Source organism: Streptomyces krungchingensis (assembly GCF_054729265.1).
On the sequence record NZ_JBPUKY010000001.1, the window covers coordinates 1,421,594 to 1,434,114 of the forward strand.

At 73.0% G+C, this 12,521-nt stretch carries 11 protein-coding genes and 2 pseudogenes; 7 read left to right on the top strand and 6 right to left on the bottom strand.

The features are described 5' to 3' along the window. Positions 1-97: 97 nt before the first annotated feature. Positions 98-301: pseudogene (locus tag ACSYGO_RS06485) on the top strand (RNA-guided endonuclease TnpB family protein); the annotation flags it as partial. Between the two features lie 162 nt (positions 302-463). On the opposite strand, the pseudogene ACSYGO_RS06490 reads toward ACSYGO_RS06485, so the two are convergent. The 4 genes and pseudogenes from ACSYGO_RS06490 to ACSYGO_RS06505 all read right to left on the bottom strand — a co-directional run. After that, positions 464-991: pseudogene (locus ACSYGO_RS06490) on the bottom strand (PadR family transcriptional regulator); the annotation flags it as partial. 64 nt (positions 992-1,055) lie between these two features. Beyond that, positions 1,056-3,071 (bottom strand): FAD-dependent oxidoreductase, encoded by a 2,016-nt coding sequence (locus ACSYGO_RS06495; protein ID WP_460386074.1) that lies wholly within the window; start codon positions 3,069-3,071, stop codon positions 1,056-1,058. Positions 3,072-3,287: 216 nt separating this feature from the next. After that, complete coding sequence (locus ACSYGO_RS06500; RefSeq protein ID WP_460386075.1) at positions 3,288-4,073, bottom strand: putative protein N(5)-glutamine methyltransferase; 786 nt, start codon at positions 4,071-4,073, stop codon at positions 3,288-3,290. 177 nt (positions 4,074-4,250) lie between these two features. Further along, positions 4,251-5,321: a hypothetical protein gene (locus ACSYGO_RS06505; RefSeq protein ID WP_435228481.1), complete on the bottom strand. Its 1,071-nt coding sequence runs from the start codon at positions 5,319-5,321 to the stop codon at positions 4,251-4,253. Between the two features lie 92 nt (positions 5,322-5,413). Here ACSYGO_RS06505 and ACSYGO_RS06510 point away from each other — a divergent pair, with 92 nt between their 5' ends. Next, entirely contained in the window at positions 5,414-5,920 is a 507-nt protein-coding gene (locus ACSYGO_RS06510) for a MarR family winged helix-turn-helix transcriptional regulator (RefSeq protein ID WP_460386076.1), read from the top strand. Positions 5,921-5,975: 55 nt separating this feature from the next. Here ACSYGO_RS06510 and ACSYGO_RS06515 read toward each other — a convergent pair whose 3' ends face one another. Together ACSYGO_RS06515 and ACSYGO_RS06520 are read right to left on the bottom strand one after the other, a co-directional pair. Further along, entirely contained in the window at positions 5,976-6,839 is an 864-nt protein-coding gene (locus tag ACSYGO_RS06515) for a GNAT family N-acetyltransferase (RefSeq protein WP_460386077.1), read from the bottom strand. Next, complete coding sequence (locus ACSYGO_RS06520; protein WP_460386078.1) at positions 6,836-7,756, bottom strand: NADP-dependent oxidoreductase; 921 nt, start codon at positions 7,754-7,756, stop codon at positions 6,836-6,838. The genes ACSYGO_RS06515 and ACSYGO_RS06520 overlap by 4 nt, the downstream gene beginning before the upstream one ends. 296 nt (positions 7,757-8,052) lie before the next feature. On the opposite strand from ACSYGO_RS06520, the gene ACSYGO_RS06525 reads away from it, so the two are divergent. The 5 genes from ACSYGO_RS06525 to ACSYGO_RS06545 all read left to right on the top strand — a co-directional run bounded on the left by ACSYGO_RS06525 (position 8,053) and on the right by ACSYGO_RS06545 (position 12,500). Then, a complete protein-coding gene (locus tag ACSYGO_RS06525) occupies positions 8,053-8,658 on the top strand; it encodes a sulfite oxidase-like oxidoreductase (RefSeq protein WP_426679846.1) in 606 nt (201 codons plus the stop codon). After that, on the top strand, positions 8,651-9,418 hold the full coding sequence (locus ACSYGO_RS06530) for a ferredoxin reductase (RefSeq protein WP_460386079.1): 768 nt from the start codon (positions 8,651-8,653) through the stop codon (positions 9,416-9,418). Before ACSYGO_RS06525 ends, ACSYGO_RS06530 begins: the two co-directional genes overlap by 8 nt. A gap of 339 nt (positions 9,419-9,757) precedes the next feature. Next, positions 9,758-10,723, top strand: a complete 966-nt coding sequence (locus ACSYGO_RS06535) for an acetylxylan esterase (RefSeq protein WP_460386080.1) — start codon at positions 9,758-9,760, stop codon at positions 10,721-10,723. 8 nt (positions 10,724-10,731) lie between these two features. Next, positions 10,732-11,136 carry a nuclear transport factor 2 family protein gene (locus ACSYGO_RS06540; RefSeq protein WP_460386081.1) on the top strand — a complete coding sequence of 135 codons (405 nt, stop codon included), beginning with the start codon at positions 10,732-10,734 and terminating at the stop codon, positions 11,134-11,136. A 197-nt stretch (positions 11,137-11,333) separates the two neighbouring features. Beyond that, the gene (locus tag ACSYGO_RS06545; RefSeq protein ID WP_460386082.1) at positions 11,334-12,500 is read left to right on the top strand and encodes a serine hydrolase domain-containing protein; all 1,167 of its coding nucleotides are present in this window, start codon (positions 11,334-11,336) and stop codon (positions 12,498-12,500) included. The last annotated feature ends 21 nt before the right edge of the window (positions 12,501-12,521 follow it).

A 12,521-nucleotide genomic window follows, 5' to 3' on the forward strand; every position in this document is an offset into this window, starting at 1 on the left:
CCGTCCACGCGACCGGGTCGGCACCACGGACGGCCGCCCACTCGACCGGGTCGGCACCACGGACGGCCGCCGGCCACCGGCCGTCCCCTCCGGGCGCTGCGGCTTCCTCACGCCCGGCAGCCGGGAAACGCAGGCCCTGTTCGTGTGCAAGAACCCCGACTGCGGATGGTCCGGCAACGCCGACCACAACGGAGCCCGGAACGTCATGCACCTGTACCGGATCGGCCACGTGGCGATCCCGGCTGCCTGGAGGGCAGTCGTCAGACGCACTCGCGGCGTCAAGCCCGCCACCGCAAGGTAGACGGGAATCTCCTTCCTGAGCTTGCGAAGGGAGGAGAGCACTTCAATCGCCCGGTGCTGCGTCGCGCGCGGTGTCCGCGCGTCCCGCGTCCGGTCCGGCCGCACCCTCGCGGGCGGCAGCTTCGAGTGCCTGCGGCCCGGCCCCGGACGGCCGGTCGCCGAACTGCTCGAACTCCTCCAGGGCGTGGGCGAGCCACTGCGTCCAGAACGTCTCCAGGTCGATCCCGGCGCGCAGCACGAGGTGGCGCAGCCGGTCCTGCGTGGCGTCCTTGCCCGGCGGGAAGTCCCGCTGCTGGATCTCCTCGTACTCGGCCAGCTGCTTGCGGTGCAGTTCGAGATGGCGGCGCAGGTCCGCCTCGACGCCTTCGGTGCCGACGACGGCCGAGGCGCGCAGCCGCAGCAGCAGCGTGTCGCGCAACGGCTTCGGGTCCTGGGCGGCGGCGGTCCAGCGGGCGAGTTCGGCGCGGCCCGCCGGGAGCACTTCGTAGCTCTTCTTCTGCCCTCGGGCGGGCTGTTCGGAGGGCAGCGCGCGGATGTGGCCCTCCGCCTCCAGCTTGCCCAGCTCGCGATAGATCTGCTGATGCGTCGCCGACCAGAAGTAGCCGATCGACTTGTCGAACCGCCGGGTCAGCTCAAGGCCCGACGACGGCTTCTCCAGCAGGGCGGTGAGGATCGCGTGCGGCAGTGACATGGGCCTCATCCTATGGAGGGCCGCCGCCGGGTCGGTCCCGGGACGGCCCTCGTTCCTTCGGTGCCTACAGGGCCGCCGCCAGCTCGGTGCCCTGCTTGATCGCGCGCTTGGCGTCCAGCTCGGCGGCCACGTCGGCGCCGCCGATGAGGTGCACGCTGCGGCCTGCGGCGAGCAGCTCCTCGTAGAGGTCACGGCGCGGTTCCTGGCCGGTGCACAGCACGATGGTGTCGACCTCCAGGACCTGGCTTTCGCCGTCGACGGTGACGTGCAGCCCGGCGTCGTCGATGCGGTCGTACTGGACGCCCGGAACCATCGTGACGCCGCGGTGCTTGAGTTCGGCGCGATGGATCCAGCCGGTGGTCTTGCCGAGGCCGGCGCCGACCTTGGTGGTCTTGCGCTGCAGGAGGTGCACGGTGCGCGGCGGGGCGGGGCGCTCCGGCGCGGCGAGGCCGCCGGGTGCCTGGTAGGACATGTCGACGCCCCAGTTGCGGAAGTACGTCTCGGGGTCCTCGCTCGCCTTGTCGCCGCTGTCGGTGAGGTACTCCGCGACGTCGAACCCGATGCCGCCGGCGCCGAGGACGGCGACGCGCTCGCCGACCGTGGCTCCGTCGCGCAGGACGTCGAGGTAGCCGACGACACTGGGGTGGTCGACGCCGGGGATCTCCGGGACGCGGGGGCTGACGCCGGTGGCGACGACGACCTCGTCGTATCCGTCCAGTCCGCCGGCGGTGACGGGGGTGTTCAACCGGACGTCCACACCGTGCAGTTCGAGCTGGTGGCGGAAGTAGCGGATCGTCTCGTCGAACTCCTGCTTGCCGGGGACCTTGCGGGCCACGTTGAGCTGTCCGCCGATCTCGTGGGCGGCGTCGAAGAGAGTGACCTCGTGGCCGCGCTCGGCCGCGTTGACCGCGCAGGCGAGTCCGGCGGGCCCGGCGCCGACCACGGCGACGCGCTTGCGCAGCCGGGTGGGCGCGAGGACGAGCTCGGTCTCGTGGCAGGCACGCGGGTTGACCAGGCAGGACGTGATCTTGCCGCTGAAGGTGTGGTCGAGGCAGGCCTGGTTGCAGCCGATGCAGGTGTTGATGGCCTCCGGCCGCCCGTCCCGTGCCTTGGCGACGAAGTCCGGGTCGGCGAGCATCGGGCGGGCGAGGGACACCATGTCGGCGTGGCCCTCGGCGAGCAACAGCTCGGCCAGTTCGGGGGTGTTGATGCGGTTGGTGGTGACCAGCGGGACCGACACGGCGCCCATGACCTTCTTGGTCACCCAGGCGTACGCGCCGCGCGGCACCGACGTCGCGATGGTGGGGATCCGGGCCTCGTGCCAGCCGATGCCGGTGTTGATGATCGTGGCTCCGGCTGCCTCGACCGCCTTGGCGAGCGTGATGACCTCGTCGAGGGAGGAGCCGCCGGGCACCAGGTCGAGCATCGACAGCCGGTAGATGATGATGAAGTCCTCGCCGACGGCCTCCCGCACACGGCGGACGATCTCGACGGGGAACCGCATCCGGTTCTCGTACGAACCGCCCCAGCGGTCCTCGCGCCGGTTGGTGCCGGCGGCGATGAACTCGTTGATGAGGTAGCCCTCGGAGCCCATGATCTCGACACCGTCGTACCCGGCGCGCCGGGCGAGCCGGGCGGCGCGCGCGTAGTCGTCGATGGTCTGCTCGACCTCGGCGTCGGTGAGCGCGTGCGGCGGGAAGGGGCTGATCGGCGCCTGGAGGGCACTCGGCGCGACGAGGTCCTGGTGGTAGGCGTACCGGCCGAAGTGCAGGATCTGCATCGCGATCCTGCCGCCCTCGCGGTGCACCGCCGCGGTGATCTCGGCGTGCTGGTCGGCCTCCGCCTCGGTGGTCAGCTTGGCGCCGCCCTCGTACGGCCGGCCGGCGTCGTTCGGCGCGATGCCGCCGGTCACGATCAGCCCGACACCGCCGCGGGCCCGCTCGGCGTAGAACTCCGCCATCCGCTCGAAGCCGCGCTCGGCCTCCTCCAGGCCCACGTGCATGGAGCCCATGAGCACACGGTTGGGCAGGGTGGTGAAGCCCAGGTCGAGCGGGTTCAACAGGTGCGGGTAACGGCTCATCGGGCGGACCTCCGGAAACGGTGTGGTGAGTCTGTTGTAGAGGACGCGCCACGCCTTGTGCAACTAGTTGCACAATGAGGAGGGTCACTCGGCCCGGGCCGCTGCGGCCGACACGGATCACTCGGCCGGGGCCGCTGCGGCGGGACACGGATCACTCGGCCGGGCCGCTCCGGCCGACGCAAGAACGCGCCGGCCGGACACGGCACCGCCCGGTCCTCAGCGCCGGAAGCCGATCACGACGTGGGCGTGCATCTCCTCGGAGACGGCGAGCCTGGCGTCGAGACCCGCGCGGGTGAAGGCCTCGCTGGCGGACCGTGCCTGGCGTTCGCTCGTCTCGACCAGCAGGCACCCGCCGGGGGCCAGCCAGGCGGAGGCGTCGCCGGCGACCCGGCGCACGAGGTCCAGCCCGTCCGCTCCCCCGTCGAGCGCGACCAGGGGTTCGTGGTCGCGGGCCTCCGAGGGCAGCAGACCGACCTCGTCGGAGGGGACGTAGGGCACGTTCGCGGCCAGGATGTCCACGCGGCCGCGCAGCGCCTCGGGCAGGGCCGCGAACAGGTCGCCCTCATGGACCCGGCCGGAGTAGGGGGCCACGTTGCGGCGGGCACAGCGCACCGCGGCCGGGTCGATGTCGGCGGAGTGCAGCTGCGGTGCGCCGAGCGCGGCGGCCAGGGCGGCGCCCACTGCGCCCGAACCGCAGCACAGGTCGACCACGACCCGTGCGCCGGGGGCGAGGGCGACGGCCTGGTCGACGAGGAACTCGGTGCGGCGGCGCGGTACGAAGACGCCGGGCTCCACATGGACGCGCAGTCCGTGGAACCGGGCCCAGCCGACGACGTGTTCGAGGGGCAGTCCCGCGACGCGGCGGTCCACCATCACGGCGACCTCGTCGGGGGTGCGCGCCGTGGAGAGGATCAACTCCGCCTCGTCCTCGGCGAACACGCAGCCGGCGGAGCGGAGCGCGGACACGACGGAGTCGGCGGAATCAGGGGAGAGAGGGGGCATGAAGCCGAGAGCCTTCCGATGAGCCGAAGGGCGCTCTCGCGGTCACCTATCGACGGTGAGCCGCGCTGCCTCGAGGTGAGAGCACCCGACCTGTCACTGCGGTGATCGGTCCCACCTCCTCGGCAACTCATCGGCTGTGGCGGTCCGCAGCCGGGACCGCCACCCTAGCAGGACGGCTCACACGGCGACCGACTCCTCCAGCTCCTCCTCCGCCGCTCGTCCGTCACCCCTGTCCGCCGTCTCAAGGGCGGGCGCGGGTACGGCGGTCGGCGTCTGCGGCACGGACCCGCGGACGCGGGCGCGCTCGACGCCGCCGGCGACGACCGTGACGACCAGTCCGACCACCAGCCAGGCGACCAGCGTGCCCACGCTGCCGGACAGACCGTCGTGGTCGAAGTAGAGGAGGCTGCGGACGCCCTCGACGAATCCGGCTCCGTTCCAGAAGGCGTGCAGGGTGCCGAAGAAACCGTTCTGGAGCTCGGGCCGGAACAGGCCGCCGGAACTGGTGAAGTTGAGCATCACGAACAGCACCATCATCGCGAGCGTGGTCCACCGCTTGAGGAAGGTGTGCAGCCCGACGCCGATGAACAGGATGCCGGCGGAGTAGAGCCAGCTCATCCCCCACACGCTGGCGAGGTCGTGGTGGGCGAGGTGGAAGACGGGCCCGGCGAGCGCCGCGCCGATGACGCTCACGACACCGGACACGCCCACCGCCAGCAGTGCCCGCGTCCGCATGGACAGACCGGCACCGGCGGCGCCGAGCGCGGCGACGGAGGCGTACGAGCCGATGCTGATCGCGATCAGCAGGAAGAACAGGCCCTGGCCGGTGGGGTCGTCGTCGACCGGCGCGGCGACGTCGGTGACCTTCAGGGGCTTGCCCTGGTGCGCGGCGACGGGCGTGAAGACCTTCTCTACGGCCATGGCGTCCATGTCGGACGCGGCGGAGGCGACGACGACCTCGGGGGACTTGGCGCTCGGCACGTAGGCGCCGGTGATGTCGCGGGACTTGAGGAGACGCACCGCGTCGGACCGGTTCGCGACGGTCCGGACGTCGAGCGCGTCCCCGGCGGTGTCCTTGACCGTCTGGGCGAAGACCTTCACCTCGGGGCCGCTGCCGACGACGGCGACGGGCAGGTGGTGCGGCTCCGGTGTCACGAACGCACCCATGTAGGCCAGGCCCATGCCGAGGCACATCAGCAGCGGGGTGACCAGGTGCGTGAGCACATGGCGCAGGGCCGGGGAACGCAGACCGGTGGCCACGGGCCTCATCCTCCATTGGTTGGCATATACAACTCTCTATCAAGTTGTACTATACAACCAGAAGAGTGGAGGGAGGCGCCGTGAAGGCATCCGAGAGGCCCGATGAGACCGTTGTCACCCCCGGCACGCCCGCGGTCGACGCGGCCGTCGAGACCATCCAGCGCGAGATGACCGCCTTCGCGCGGCGGGCGCGGGCCTCGGCGGGACGCATGCATCCCGAGCTGTCCCTCGTCTCCTACACCCTGCTCGGTCACCTGGAGGAGAGCGGGGGCTGCCGCGCCACGGACCTGGCCTCGCACTACGCGCTGGACAAGTCCACCGTGAGCCGCCAGGTGGCCGCCCTGGAGCGCGACGGACTCATCGAGCGGCGGGTCGACCCCGAGGACCACCGCGTCCAGGTCCTGCACCTCACGGACGCGGGCCGCGACGTCCTCGCCCAGGTCACCCGCAGCCGGCGCGGCGCGTTCCGCGAGCGGCTCGCCGGCTGGTCCGAGGACGACCTCGAGCGCTTCGCGTCCTACCTGCTGCGCTACAACGCGGCGGCCGTCGAGCAGGCGCCCCGGCCCGGGCGGCCCGCCGGGGACTGACCTCGGGACGGGCCGGGCGCCTCACGCACGTACGGGGCACCGCCGCGTCGGCGGGTCAGCCGACCCCCACCGGCCGCTCGCCCCCCAGGTGTTCGGGCGCGCGGGCCGCCAGGAAACGTGTCGAGCGGCGCAGCCGGAAGCCGAGCGACTCGTAGAGCCGGATGGCGTTGGTGTTGCTCGCCGCGGTGTGCAGGAACGGCGTCTCGCCGCGTTCGCGGATGCCGTGCGCGACCGCCAGGATCAGCCGTGTGGCGAGGCCCTCGCCCCGGAAGGCGGGGTCGGTGCACACCGCGCTGATCTCGGTCCAGCCCGGCGGATGGAGCCGCTCCCCCGCCATCGCGATCAGCGCCCCGTCGCGGCGGATCCCCAGATAGGTGCCCAGTTCGACGGTGCGCGGCAGGAAGGGGCCGGGCCGGGTACGGGCGACCAGGTCCAGCATCTCGGGCACGTCGGCGTGACCGAGCCGTACGGCTTCGGCGTCCGGTGCCGCCGCGATCCCGTCGTCGACCAGCTGGACGCCGCCGATGTCGAACGTCACCTCCCAGCCGTCCGGGATGCGCCCCGTGAAGCCCGCCAGCGGGGCTTCGGCTCCGGGGCCCGCCAGTGCGGCCAGGTCCGCCCAGTCGTCGGCGTCCGGCTCGTCGGGCAGCGCCAGCCACGGCGACACGTCCACGGGATAGCGCAGGACCCGCCCGCGGCGCTCCGCGAAGTGCGCGTGCGGGCCGGTCAGCGAGCCGAGGGCGGGGTTGTCGAGGGGATGCGGCGCGGATGCCGGGGCGCCGGCCGGGTGCGGGGCGGGCAACGGGTCGCCGGCCGGGTACGGGGCGGGTGCCGGGGCGCCCGCCGGGTGCGGGAGCGCATCGTGGTCGCCGGCCGCGCGCAGCGCGGACTCGATGTCCTTCGGGGGGCGTGTGCTCATGCCGACACCTCGATCACGATCTTGCCGCGGGTGTGGCCTTCCTCGATGGTGCGCAGGGCCTCCCCGGCCCGGTCGAGCGGCACGGTGAGGGTGACGAAGGGCCGCAGCCGCCCCTCGACGACGAGCCGCGCCACCTCGTCGAGCACGGCGGCGCTACGGGCTCGTTCGACGGGTGCGCCGCCGAGCCGGGCGACCGTCGCCCGGTCGGCGCCCGTGATCAGTTTGGTGCGGTCCGTCAGCAGCGTCGCCGCGGCCTCCAGGACCTCTCCCCCGACCAGGTCGAAGACGGCGTCCACACCGTCCGGCGCCGCCGCGCGTACCCGTGCGGCGAGATCGGGCCCCGACGCAACGTGCGCGGCCCCGAGCGACTCGATCAGGTCCTTCTTGCCCTCGGCGGCCACACCGACCGCACGCAGCCCGAAGGCGCGCGCGATCTGCAGGGCCGCCACGCCGACCCCGCCGCCCGCGCCGGTGACGAGTACGGTCGCGCCCGCGGGCAGGGCGAGCTGGCGGAGGCCGTCGTAGGCGGTCGCGGCCGCGACGGGCAGCGTCGCGGCGTCCGGGAACGACACCCCGGCCGGTTTGTGCGCCGTGACGGCGACGGGAAGCAGGGTGTACTCGGCATATCCGCCCGCCACCGGGCTGCCGAAGACCTCGTCCCCGACGGCGAACCCGGTCACGTCCGCGCCGGTCTCCAGGACGATCCCGGCGACCTCGTTGCCGAACACCACGGGCAGTTCGCGGTCGGCCTCGCCCGGGCGCCGGTAACCCGAGCGCTGCTTCCAGTCGACGGGGTTCACCCCCGCCGCGCGCACCGCGACGAGGACCTGGCCGGGCCCGGGACTCGGACGGTCCCGCTCCACCAGCGCCTCCGTCTCCGGGCCGCCGCATCGCGTGAAGACGTACGCCTTGGGCATCTGCTCCCTCACTCTCCCTCGCTGTCACCGGTCGTGGCGGCCGGACACCGGGCGTAGTTGTACAGGCCACCGGACTTGGCTCCAGCAGCAAGGAAGATCCCGGCGCGGCTATTCCCGGGCCCTCGGAGAGTTCATGCGCCCGCAATGAACGGCGGCCCGCCATGGCCCGCGGCACCGCCCACGTCCGCGTACGGTTGAATGCGTAACCATTGAGCACGTGTCCGCATCGCGCACACGTGCGGACCGATCACGCTCGACCCGCGGGCCGTCCCGGACGGCCTGGAGGCACCAGCCGCATGAATGTCACCCGAGGCTTCACCGGACGCCCGCGCGTCCACAACGCCGGGCTGCCGCCCGGCCAGTACGACGCGGGCGACGACTGGCCCGTACTCTCCGCCGAGGTCACCCCGGACCTGGCCCCCGCCGACTGGAGCTTCCGGATCGACGGCCTGGTGGCCGAGCCGCGCTCGTGGAGCTGGGACGAGGCGCACGCGCTGCCGGCCTCGGCGTACGAGGGCGACATCCACTGCGTGACGAGCTGGTCCAAGTTCGGGGTGCGCTTCGGCGGTGTGTCCCTGGACGCGTTCCTGGCAGCCGTGCGCCCGGACCCGGCCGCCACCCACGCGGTCGCGTACGCGCACACCGGGTACACGGCGAACCTTCCGCTCGCCGACCTCACCGGCGGACGCGCCTGGATCGTCTGGGAGTACGAGGGGCAGCCGCTCCCGGCCGAGCACGGCGGACCCGCGCGGCTGATCGTGCCGCACCTGTACTTCTGGAAGAGCGCCAAGTGGATCGCGGGGCTGCGGATCCTCGACCACGACGAGCCGGGCTTCTGGGAGCAGAACGGCTATCACGCACGCGGCAACCCCTGGGAAGAGCAGCGCTACTCCGGTGACTGAGACGACGACCCTGCCCTTCGTGCCCCCGACACGCTTCGCCGTGCCCGGCCGCATCGCCGTGAGCGAGAGCGCCGCGGCGGCGTGGCAGACGGCCACGCTGACCGAGATCCGCCGGGAGACGGCGCACGCCGCCACGTTCCGGTTCGCCGTGCCGAACTGGGCGGGGCACCTGCCCGGACAGCATCTGCTGCTGCGCCTGACGGCCGGGGACGGGTACGTGGCGCAGCGCCACTACTCCCTCGCGTCACCGCCCGACGACGACGGCCACATCGAGCTGACCCTCGACCACGTCGACGGCGGCGAGGTCTCCGGCTGGTTCCACACCGTGGCCGCACCCGGTGACCAGGTGGAGGTGCGAGGCCCGCTGAGCGGATTCTTCGCCTGGCCCGGCGACCGGCCCGCGCTGCTGATCGGCGCCGGTTCGGGCGTCGTCCCCCTGATGTCGATGCTGCGGCACCACCGTGCGCGCGGGCTCGACGTACCGCTGCGACTGCTGGTCTCCGCGCGCGGTCCCGAAGAGCTCATCTACGCGGACGAGTTCGGCGCCGAGACCACGCCCGTCTTCACCCGCCGAGCTCCGGAGGGCGTACCGGTGGGCCGGATGACGGCCGCGCATGTGGCCCCGCTCATGGACGAACGGCCGCCCGGTGGCTGGGAGGCCTACGTGTGCGGCTCCAACGCCTTCGCGGAGCACGCCTCGCGGTTGCTGGTGGAGGCGGGCCAGCCGGTGGACCGCATCCGTATCGAGCGGTTCGGCTGAGGCCGGCTCGTCCGGGACGGGCGGTCGGGCCGGAGCCGCCGTGTCCGGGACGGGCGATCCGGCAGGGCCCACCGTGTCCGGGACGGGCGGTCCGGTCGGGCACGCCACGTCGGGATCGAGCGGTTCGGCAGGGCCCGTCACGTCGGGATCGAGCGGTCCGGCAGGCGCCGGGCACCTCGGCCTCGGCGGGCGGTTCGGCACAGGCCACCGCACCCGGATCCAGCCGTTCGGCCGGGCCGTCCACGTGACGCCGGGCGGCGCGCGGCAGGCCCTGGCGGCCCCCTGACGGCACACGTACGGTGTGATCATCCGCACCTTCGATGCCAAAGGTGGTCCTTCATGGCCCTGTTCGACCTCCCTCTCGACGAACTCCGCGGCTATCGCAGCGCGTCCACCGAGCCCGAGGACTTCGACGCCTTCTGGGCCAAGACGCTCCAGGAGGCCCGCCAGCACGACCTCGCCGCACGGTTCGAACCGTTCGCGACCCCTCTGAAGACCGTCGACACCTACGACGTCACGTTCGCCGGCTTCGGCGGGCACCCGGTCAAGGGCTGGCTGACGGTGCCCGCCGGAGCGGACGCGCCGCTGCCCACGGTCGTCGAGTACATCGGGTACGGCGGCGGACGCGGACTCGCGCACACCCATCTGCTGTGGGCCTCGGCGGGCTTCGCGCACTTCGTGATGGACACGCGCGGCCAGGCCAGTGCGTGGGGCGGCGGCGAGACCCCGGACCCGGTGGGCAGCGCGCCCTCGTTCCCGGGCTTCATGACGCGCGGGGTCGAGGACCCCGAGACCTACTACTACCGGCGGCTGTTCACGGACGCGGTGCGCGCCGTGGAGGCGGCGCGCTCCCACCCGCTGGTCGACGCGGCCCGCACCGCGGCCCTCGGCGGCAGCCAGGGCGGCGGCATCACCATCGCGGTGGGCGGCCTGGTGCCGGATCTGGCCGCGATCGCGCCCGACGTGCCGTTCCTGTGCGACTTCCCGCGCGCCACCGTGCTCACCGACCGCGCGCCCTACCGCGAGATCGGCAACTACCTCAAGACCCACCGTGGCCGAACCGATCAAGTACTGCGCACGCTCTCGTACTTCGACGGTGTGCACTTCGCCGCGCGCGGACGGGCGCCCGCCCTGTTCTCGGCGGCGCTGGAGGACCAGACCTGCCCGCCGTCGACGGTCTTCGCGGCGTACAACGCCTGGGCGCACGAGGAGAAGAAGATCGAGGTGTACGACTTCAACGACCACGAGGGCGGCGGCCCCTACCAGCAGGCGGCCCAGTTGCACTGGCTGCCCGCGCACGTCTGAGGGCCGCGATGGACACGGCGCGGGCGGCGCGGCACTTCGTCCGGGTGTGGGAGCGGGCCTGGGCGGACCACGACGTCGAAGCGATCCTGGAGTTGTACGCGGCGGACTGCGTCCACCGGTCGATGCCCTTCCGCGAACCGCACCGGGGGCGGGACGAACTCGCCGCGTATGTACGGTGGTCCTTCGCGGCCGAGCACACGATCGACGTTCGGTTCTCCGAACCGGTCGTCGGGCAGGACGGTCTCGCGGTGGCCGAGTTCCGCGTCCTCGCCGAGGAGGACGGACAGCCGACGACGCTGGCGGGCTGCGTCTTCGTGCGCTTCGGCGCGGACGGGCTGGCCGTGGAGACCCGTGACTACTGGCACACACGGGAGGGCCATCAGGAACCGGCCGGTTCGCGCTTCCTGGCCTAGGGGGTGCCGTTCGGACCGGTCCGGGCGCGCGGGACCCGGCCATGGAGCACCCGGTGGGGCGCCGGGCCTGGCGTCCCGGGCGCCCGCCCTCCGGGGTGGATTCGGCCACCGCACTTCCCTCCAGTCCGACCAGTCGGTACGTTCAGGCGGACCCGGGGTTCGTCCGGGGACGCCCGCGCTCGCACGACGGAGGTCCCATGTCCCAGCAGCCGCCCGACGTCCAAGGCCACTGCGACGAGCGTTTCGCCGCGGTCCGCACCGCGTTCGAGGAGAACTTCCGGGACCGCGACGAGCTGGGAGCGGCCGTGGCGGTCACGCTGCACGGGGAGACGGTGGTCGACCTGTGGGGCGGCTGGGCCGACGCCGCGCGCACCCGCCCCTGGGAACGGGACACCCTGGTGAACGTGTGGTCGACATCGAAGGGACCGACGGCCCTGTGCGCCCACATCCTGGCCGACCGCGGGCTGCTCGACTTCGACGCCCCCGTGGCCGAGTACTGGCCGGAGTTCGCGGCGGCCGGCAAGGAGAACGTCCTCGTACGTCATCTGCTGTCGCACCGGGCGGGACTGTCCGGACTGCGTGAGCCGCACTCGTTCGCCCAGCTGTGCGACTGGGAGTTGACCGTGCAGCGGCTGGCCGCCCAGGAGCCCTGGTGGGAGCCGGGAACGCGGTCCGGCTATCACGCGCTCACCTTCGGCCATCTGGTCGGCGAGGTGGTGCGGCGGGTCTCGGGGCTGTTGCCGGGCGCGTTCCTGGAGCACGAGGTGACCGGCCCGCTCGGCATCGACTTCACCATCGGGCTGCCGGAGAAGGACGCGGAGCGGGCGGCCGAGCTGGTGCACCCGCCGGCCGCGACGACCAGCGAACAGGCCGCAGTCTTCGCCCAGTTGGCGCCCGCCGCGCTCGCGGCGCTGACCAATCCGGCGGTCGGCGCCGGGGAGGCCAACACGGCCCGCTGGCGGGCGGCCGAGATCCCCGCGGCCAACGGCCACGGAACGGCGCGCGCGGTGGCCGCGCTGTACGGGATCTTCGCCGGCCGGGGTACGTACGGCTCCCGGAAGCTGCTGTCACCGGAGGCCGCCGAGCGGGTTCGCGAGGGACAGGGCAGCTGCCGCGATCTCGTCCTGGGCGCCGGGTTCGAGAGCGAGACCGAGATCGGGCTCGGGCTGTGGCTGAGCGGGGCCAACGGCTCGTACGGGCCCAACCCGAGGGCTTTCGGTCATGACGGCTTCGGCGGCTCGTGCGGTCTCGCCGACCCGGAGGCGGGGGTGTCCCTGGGGTACGTCATGAACCGCATGGGCCCGCACATCGCCGACGACCCACGGAAGACGGCGCTCGTCGACGCGCTGTACAGCACGCTCTGAGAGGGTCCGCGCGCGCCGGGG